Raw genomic sequence first — 7,892 nt, forward strand, 5'->3', positions numbered from 1 at the left:
CCCGCCCCATCCTTGAGATTGAAAACCTAAACGCCTTTTTCCCCGGCAAGCAAGTCCTGCACGATGTCAGCCTGACCGTACAGACCGGCAGGAAACTGGCATTGGTCGGCGAGAGCGGCAGTGGTAAAACCGTGCTGGCGCAGGGCATTATGCGGCTGAATCCGCTGGTGTCGTTTGAAGGTAGTCCCACAGGGAGGCGTTGCACTCTGAAATTTTACGGTAACGATTTGCTGACCCAATCCGAACGCGCCCTACAAAAGCTGCGCGGGCGGGAAATCGGCATGGTGTTTCAAGAACCGATGACCGCGCTCAACCCAGTGATGCGCGTCGGCGCTCAGATTGCCGAAGTGCTGACCCTGCATCTGGGTTTAGACAAAAAACAGGCATGGGCGAGGGCAGTCGAACTCTTGGCGGAAACCGGCATCCGCGAGCCGGAGCAGAAAGCCTTTGCCTATCCCTTCCAGCTTTCCGGCGGACAGCGGCAGCGGGCGATGATTGCAATGGCAGTCGCCGCCGAACCCAAACTCCTGATTGCCGACGAACCGACCACCGCCTTGGATGTCGCCGTGCAGGCGCAGATTCTTGATTTGTTGGCGCGTTTGCAGCAGGCACATAACATGACCATGCTCTACATCACCCACGACCTGAACCTTGTCCGCCGCTTTGCAGACGACGTTGCCGTGATGCGCGGCGGACGCATTGTCGAAACGGGCGCAGCGGCGGAAGTGTTCGCCCGTCCGCAACACGAATACACGAAAATGCTGTTGGACGCCGGCGCCGCGCGTAAGGTTGTTCCTTTTGCGAACAACCCCGCCACCGTCTTGCAGGCGGAGCAGCTTTCCGTTGCCGTCAAAGAAACGGCAGGTTGGTTCAAAAAACGCAGCAAAACCCTGCTGGAGCCGGTTTCCTTCGATTTGAAAGCGGGCGAAACGCTGGGCATCATCGGCGAAAGCGGCTGTGGTAAAACCACGCTGGCAAAAACCGTCATGCACCTTATCGACGCGGAAGGCCGTCTGAAAATCAACGGCGAAGACTGGAAACATGAATCCAGACGCAATATACAAATGGTGTTTCAAGACCCCTTCGGCGCATTCAACCCGCGCATGAACGTCTTTAACATCGTTTCCGAAGCCCTGCGCGTCCACGAACCCGATTTACCCCGCGCAGAAGTGCGGCAGCGCGTGCAAGACGTATTGCGGCAGGTCGGGCTGCCCGAAGACGCGCTCGAACGCTATCCGCACGCCTTTTCCGGCGGACAACGCCAGCGGCTCGCCATCGCCCGCGCCATCATCGTCCGCCCGAAAATCCTCGTGTTGGACGAACCCACCAGCGCGCTCGACGTACAATGGCAGCAACAGATTCTGGAGCTGCTCGCCGATTTGCAAAAACAACACGGCCTCAGCCTCATCATCATCAGCCACGACCTCGCCGTCATCCGCGCCTTGTCGCACCGCGTGATGGTGTTGAAAGACGGCAAAATCGTCGAAGAGGGCGACTGCGAAACCGTATTTGCCAACCCTTCCAGCGATTACACGCGCCATCTGATGAAGTTCCAGCATATATTAGATTAGCAAACCCCTCTTATAGGGTATCTACTGGAAATCAATACGGTATAATTACAAATATGAAGAAAATTACCCGGCAAAACCTGTATCCGCTCCTTTCCGAAAGTCTGAACGATACCGATTTCGTCCTCATCCTGAATGCGTTAATCAAATTCATCCGCCGCGGCGGCAAAAAACAGGCTGCGGAACACTTCGATTTAATCATTACCACGCTCAAACAAGACGAAACTCTCTGCCGCCATTTCAGCCGACGCTTCTATACATGGCTTTCCCAAGTCCACATCTACCCCGCCCTTATCAAACTCGGTATTTTCTCGCGCCACAGCTTTTCCCGGGAAATGGGTATACGAATATACGAACGCTTCAGCCCATCCTACAAAGACTTTGCCAACCTGCGTGAAGTATTCCTCTACCTTTTCCACTCCGAAAACGACGACAAATGGCTGCAAACCCTCCATATCCGCCAGTGGCTGGGCCTATACGAACTTATCCGCGCCAACGCCGAGCCCGCACTGTTGCAAACAGCATGCCGACAACTTGCCGATGCCCGGCTGCGCGCTATTGAAATGCTTGCTATTTGGATTGCCTCCGAAGCCATCGAACCCGACCTCATCCGCATTGCACCTCGCCTGCTTGAGGCAGACTCACCTTTTGTCGCCCTCCAACGCGAAACTGCCAAGCTGGTCGAACACTACCGAAAAGAGCACAATCCTTACGATACCGCACATCTTGAAGTTATGTTCGACCAATGCGGAACCCAAATCGACTACTTGCGCCGTCGAGGTACGGGTGCAGGTTCGGGATCATCCGTAAAGGTTGCCCACCTGCTCGAACGACTCCAACAGACCCTATGCCGTCTGAAACTCCTGACCGACATTCAAACCGATATCAGCAACCACAGCCGGCTTACCATTGCCCTGATGAACTCCCTCATCTATGCCGCAGTCGAACAATACAGCACCCGCCACCTGCGCCGCAGCAGTATCAGAATGCTCGCCCGCAGCATTACTGAAAATAAAAGCAACCACGGCGAACACTACATTACCCGCAACCGCAAAGAATATTTCAAAATGTTCTACTCCGCAGCGGGCGGCGGTGTCATCATCTCCCTAATGGCACTGCACAAAATCCATATCGGCACACTTGGTTTCAGCCCCTTTGCCACAGCCTTCCTATCCGGGCTTAACTACGGCATAGGCTTCATGCTCATCCACATACTGCATTGCACTGTTGCAACGAAACAGCCCGCCATGACCGCCGCCAGCTTCGCCGAACAGGTCGATCTCAACGAAGGAGGCAAAGCAGCGGACAATAAACTCGCCAAACTCCTAATCGACGTATGCCGCTCGCAAAGTGTTGCCGTTTTCGGCAATGTCTCCGTCGCCATCCTTTTGGCATGTATTATATCGATCGGCTATACCCATCTGTACCAACAACCCATACTCGATGCCCATACCACCGCCTACCAATTCAAATCAATCGATATTTTTACCCAACCTACCCTCTGGTATGCCGCCATCGCAGGGGTATGGCTCTTTTGTTCCGGAATCATCGCAGGTTTTTTCGATAACCGTGCCGACTACCTCAACCTTCGCCAGCGTCTTCCCTTTAACCCGCTGCTGCGCAAAATCATGCGCCCCAAACCCCGCCGGGCCCTTGCTTCCTACATACACAAACACTACGGCTCCTTGGCCGGCAACTTTATCTTCGGGATGCTGCTGGGTATGACGGGTTACATCGGCCAACTTATCGGCCTCCCCCTAGACATCCGCCACGTCGCATTCTCATCCGCCAACCTCGGCTATGCCTCCGTCAGCGGCAATATCGGTATTATCAGCTTCACCCTTGGCATTCTAAACATTCTTGCCATCGGTCTGGTCAACCTCTGCGTGAGTTTCAGCCTTGCACTATTTGTCGCCCTCAGGGCACGAGGCACAAAAATCAGCAGCATCCGCAACCTAGTCAAAAGTTTATGGAATCAGATTAAAACCAATCCCTTTATACTATTTTTTCCTATCTCCACAGAGTTAGAAAACAAAAATATAACAAAAAAACAAACCAAAATTCCATAAACAAAAATACCGCCTGAAACAGATAAACGTTTCAGACGGTATTGATACCACAAATTAAAACTTACAATTTACGCTTTCCAAGCGAATTGGCAATATCCCTGACTGCCGTTACATACATCCGACTGTGATTGTATTGCCAAACCGTATAAAAATTGTTTAAACCTAAATAATATTCAAATACGCCGGGTTTAACCTCCAAGCTGAACAAGATTGCCTTTTCATGATCTGCAACCTCTTCCTGAGGTTTGATACCATAAGCCTTCAGGTCTGCAACTGTCCGCACTAATGCCGTTTTTTCTCCAATTATGGCTTGAATATCCGCACTCGGCGTCAGCGTAACGGGTACCAGCATTTTTCCTCCGGTCGCCCAACCGTGCTGTTTCATATAATTGGCAATAGAAGCTGCTACATCGCCAACATTGCCCCATATGTCCCGATGTCCGTCTCCGTCATAATCTACCGCCCATTTCCGGTAGCTCGAAGGCATAAATTGCGGCATACCCATTGCACCCGCATAACTGCCCTTAAAAGCAAAAACATCACTGCCCTCTTCCTTTGCCAACCGCAAAAGCTCAACCAATTCTTTTTGGAAGAACTCGGCACGGCGGGGATAATCAAAGCCCAAAGTTGCCAATGCATCGGCAACTCGGAAACTGCCCATATTCTTACCATAATTTGTTTCAATCCCTATAATCGCCACGATAAGTTCGGCAGGTACGCCATATTCATCCGCCACTCTTTCAATTACCGCCTGATTTTCAGAATAAAACTTTCGGGCCCCGTTAAATTTTGCAGCTCCCGAATTACCAACCTTAAATTCATACCACGGTCTGGATGTAGAAGGTTTGTACATGATATTGATAATGTTTGCCTTATAAACCGCATTATCAAAAAAATTCCCTAATTCCACTCGGGAAAAATCTCCCTTTTCAGCCTCATAATCCACAAAACGGCGGACATTGGCATTGGCGGCAAATCCGCTGCTGGATACTGACTCTGCCACAACATCAAATTGCGGACGTTCATTTTGCGGACGTTCATTTCCTTCTTTCTCAATTGTCTTAACCGTCGTACAGGCAGACAAAGCCGCCAAACAAATTGCCAACGGAAGTATTTTTATCGTTTTCATAGAAAACCCCAAACAGATACAGAAAATAAAAGCAGTTACGGCAACATAACATCATTAACCGACACACCGACGATACCGATATGCGGAAGCAGCAAAAAAACTGCACACTTTTCTCATTGGAAATTTAAAAGTAAAAGAAATGCCGTCTGAAACCTTACCGATAATCGGAACATGGTTTCAGACGGCATTCTGATAATTTCAATTACTCAGCTGCAGCAACGACGGCAACAGTAATTTTAGCAACAGCATCAGTATGCAAAGCAACTTCTACTTCATACTCGCCAACGGCTTTCAAAGGACCGTTTGGCAGTCGTACATTCGCTTTGGCAGCTTCGATGCCGGCCGCAACGATTGCAGCTGCAATGTCAGCATTGGTAACGGAACCAAACAGACGGCCGTCCACACCTGCTTTTTGGGCAACTGTAATGGTTTGACCATCCAATTTTTCCTGACGGGCTTGGGCATCTGCCAAAATTTCAGCCTGTTTGGCTTCCAGTTCTGCGCGGCGTGCTTCAAACTCTTTCATGTTCGCTTCAGTAGCACGTTTTGCCTTACCAGCAGGAATCAAGAAGTTGCGGGCATAACCGTTTTTTACAGTAACGATGTCGCCCAAATTACCCAAACCGCCGATTTTTTCTAACAGAATAATTTGCATGATTTAAACTCCAAAATTATTTGTGTTGGTCGGTATAAGGCAGGAGTGCCAAGAAACGTGCACGTTTTACGGCAACAGCCAATTGACGTTGGTAGAATGCCTTCGTTCCTGTAATGCGGGCAGGAATGATTTTACCGTTTTCAGAGATAAAGTCTTTCAGCAAATCAACTTGTTTGTAATCGACTTCTTGGATTTTTTCAGCCGTAAAACGGCAGAATTTTCTACGTTTGAATGATTGACGAGCCATTGTCGTTTAACCTTTATATTCTTTAATATTTTGTATTCTGAGCATCGGCATAAGGGAACGTCTGCTTTTTTGAGCTAAAAAACCTTCGACGTGAACATATACACCCTGCCGATACTGCCACTCTTCCGCCTGCCTGCCTAAAATCCGTGCCGGAATTTCCAATTGGACAAGACATTGCTGCCCATTTTCTTTCTGCCATGATTCATGCTTTAAAATAATATCTAAGACAGAGATTCCGGCAGGCGTATATCGAATAGGGAAAACCTTTTCAATCAACGCGGCAAGCGAAACAAGATTATTGAATCCCAATTATTGGGCAGCCGCTTCTTCAGACGCACCGCTCAGCAGGTTTTTAGCCTTTTCACCACCCAACATAGGGGATGCTTCGGTAACGGCGTGTTTGGTTTTGATGGTCAGATGACGCAATACCGCATCATTAAAACGGAACGCGGTTTCCAACTCCTCAACAACTTCGGGAGTAGTTTCAATGTTCATCAAAACATAATGTGCTTTATGGATTTTGTTAATCGGGTAAGCCAGTTGACGGCGACCCCAATCTTCCAGACGGTGAATCTTACCGTTTGCCTCGGTAATCATGGTTTTGTAACGCTCAACCATAGCGGGCACTTGCTCGCTTTGATCAGGATGAACGATAAACACGATCTCGTAATGACGCATGTTATCTCCTTATGGATGGTAAAAACAGCCTTCTGCCATGCGAAAGCAGAAGGCAAGGTTCAAAGAGCAGGCATTATATTGGTCTTTGGAAAATAAATCAAGGAATTTGATACAAAAACCTTGGCCACACTTTAAGCTTTAATCAGAATTACCGGCTGCCCAACCAGCGTTCCACATCCAAAGCTGCCTGGCATCCGGAGGCCGCACTGGTAATTGCCTGACGGTACGTGTGGTCTTTCACATCGCCGGCAGCCCATACACCTTCAATATTGGTTGCACCGACATTGTCCGCCGTACCGCCTTTGGTTTTCAAGTAGCCGGTTTCGTCCATTTCCAGCTGTCCTTTGAAAATATCGGTATTCGGTTTGTGTCCAATGGCAATAAATATACCGCTGACCGCAATTTGTTCATCGGAACCGCCATTACCTTTAATCATGGCACCGGTTACGCCCCGCTCATCGCCCAATACTTCTTGCAGGTTGCTTTCCAATTTGAGGATAACCTTTCCCTCATCAACACGCTGCATCAGCTTGTCTATCATGATTTTTTCCGCACGAAATTCGCTGCGGCGGTGAATCAAGGTAACGGTTTTGGCGATATTGGCAAGATAAAGCGCCTCTTCGACCGCCGTATTACCTCCGCCAACCACGGCGACATCCTGGTTTTTATAAAAGAAACCGTCGCATGTAGCACAGGCGGAAACACCTTTCCCCGCAAACGCTTCCTCACTCGGCAAACCGAGGTATTTTGCGGACGCGCCTGTTGCTACAATCAGAGCATCGCAAGTGTACTCACCCATATCACCTTTGAGTGTAAACGGGCGTTTTTGCAGATCGACGGCGTTGATTTGGTCAAAAATGATTTCAGTTCCAAAACGTTCAGCGTGCGCCAAGAATCTAGACATCAATTCCGGACCTTGGACACCGTCGGCATCGGCAGGCCAGTTGTCCACTTCGGTCGTCGTCATCAGTTGCCCGCCTTGCGCGATACCTGTAATAATGACGGGGTTTAAATTGGCACGTGCGGCATAAATGGCAGCCGTATATCCTGCCGGACCCGAACCTAAAATAATCAGTTTATGGTGGTTGCTCATGATTTCTTCTTTCGCTGTATGCAGACCGGGGGATTCTACTGCAAATTGGTTTGCTGCAAAACATATAAGCACAACTTGAATGTCTGAAACAGCCAGCACTGTCCGATGTGAGGCGTTGAAACCATAACATCCGACCTAGACACATTTGGATTTTTATACCGCCTGAACATCAAACGAGGAATGAAATTATGCAACAAAAAGTCCGTTTCCAAATCGAAGGCATGACCTGTCAAGCATGTGCTTCGCGCATTGAAAAAGTGTTGAACAAAAAAGATTTTGTCGAATCGGCTGGGGTAAACTTTGCTAGCGAGGAAGCGCAGGTTACGTTTGACGACAGCAAAACCTCAGTAGCCGACATTGCCAAAATTATTGAGAAAACAGGTTACGGCGCGAAGGAAAAAACGGAAGATACATTGCCGCAACCCGAAGCAGAACACCATATCGGCTGGAGGT

Annotated in this window: 9 protein-coding genes; 3 read left to right on the forward strand and 6 right to left on the reverse strand. The window is 49.2% G+C overall.

The annotated features are described in order from the left end of the window. Positions 1 to 8 precede the first annotated feature (8 nt). Positions 9 to 1,571, forward strand: coding sequence for a dipeptide ABC transporter ATP-binding protein (locus BBW69_RS00400; protein ID WP_188210065.1), 1,563 nt, complete (start codon positions 9 to 11; stop codon positions 1,569 to 1,571). A 44-nt stretch (positions 1,572 to 1,615) separates the two neighbouring features. Next, on the forward strand, positions 1,616 to 3,637 hold the full coding sequence (locus BBW69_RS00405) for a recombinase (RefSeq protein ID WP_188210066.1): 2,022 nt from the start codon (positions 1,616 to 1,618) through the stop codon (positions 3,635 to 3,637). 61 nt (positions 3,638 to 3,698) lie between these two features. Here BBW69_RS00405 and mltB read toward each other — a convergent pair whose 3' ends face one another. The 6 genes from mltB to trxB all read right to left on the reverse strand — a co-directional run bounded on the left by mltB (position 3,699) and on the right by trxB (position 7,439). After that, positions 3,699 to 4,766 (reverse strand): lytic murein transglycosylase B, encoded by a 1,068-nt coding sequence (mltB, locus tag BBW69_RS00410; RefSeq protein WP_188210062.1) that lies wholly within the window; start codon positions 4,764 to 4,766, stop codon positions 3,699 to 3,701. Positions 4,767 to 4,968: 202 nt separating this feature from the next. Continuing rightward, entirely contained in the window at positions 4,969 to 5,421 is a 453-nt protein-coding gene (rplI, locus tag BBW69_RS00415; protein WP_003678156.1) for a 50S ribosomal protein L9, read from the reverse strand. A 16-nt stretch (positions 5,422 to 5,437) separates the two neighbouring features. Then, on the reverse strand, positions 5,438 to 5,668 hold the full coding sequence (gene rpsR / locus BBW69_RS00420; protein WP_002213306.1) for a 30S ribosomal protein S18: 231 nt from the start codon (positions 5,666 to 5,668) through the stop codon (positions 5,438 to 5,440). Positions 5,669 to 5,674: 6 nt separating this feature from the next. After that, the gene (gene priB, locus BBW69_RS00425) at positions 5,675 to 5,977 is read right to left on the reverse strand and encodes a primosomal replication protein N (RefSeq protein WP_118792160.1); all 303 of its coding nucleotides are present in this window, start codon (positions 5,975 to 5,977) and stop codon (positions 5,675 to 5,677) included. After that, a complete protein-coding gene (gene rpsF / locus BBW69_RS00430; protein WP_002232587.1) occupies positions 5,978 to 6,346 on the reverse strand; it encodes a 30S ribosomal protein S6 in 369 nt (122 codons plus the stop codon). Positions 6,347 to 6,494: 148 nt separating this feature from the next. Then, positions 6,495 to 7,439 carry a thioredoxin-disulfide reductase gene (gene trxB / locus BBW69_RS00435; protein WP_188210063.1) on the reverse strand — a complete coding sequence of 315 codons (945 nt, stop codon included), beginning with the start codon at positions 7,437 to 7,439 and terminating at the stop codon, positions 6,495 to 6,497. Between the two features lie 188 nt (positions 7,440 to 7,627). Between trxB and BBW69_RS00440 the strand changes: the two genes are divergently transcribed. Next, positions 7,628 to 7,892, forward strand: a 265-nt coding sequence (locus tag BBW69_RS00440) for a cation transporter (protein WP_188210064.1), incomplete at its 3' end; no start/stop codon positions are given.

It is taken from the genome of Neisseria sp. RH3002v2f (assembly GCF_014596375.1).
Classification (GTDB): domain Bacteria; phylum Pseudomonadota; class Gammaproteobacteria; order Burkholderiales; family Neisseriaceae; genus Neisseria; species Neisseria cinerea.

What these genes read in the sequence shown, in the direction of transcription:
- rplI (WP_003678156.1), bottom strand. Translation starts at nt 5,421, where the DNA reads ATGCAAATTATTCTGTTAGAAAAAATCGGCGGTTTGGGTAATTTGGGC.
- rpsR (WP_002213306.1), bottom strand. Translation starts at nt 5,668, where the DNA reads ATGGCTCGTCAATCATTCAAACGTAGAAAATTCTGCCGTTTTACGGCT.
- trxB (WP_188210063.1), bottom strand. Translation starts at nt 7,439, where the DNA reads ATGAGCAACCACCATAAACTGATTATTTTAGGTTCGGGTCCGGCAGGA.
- mltB (WP_188210062.1), bottom strand. Translation starts at nt 4,766, where the DNA reads ATGAAAACGATAAAAATACTTCCGTTGGCAATTTGTTTGGCGGCTTTG.
- rpsF (WP_002232587.1), bottom strand. Translation starts at nt 6,346, where the DNA reads ATGCGTCATTACGAGATCGTGTTTATCGTTCATCCTGATCAAAGCGAG.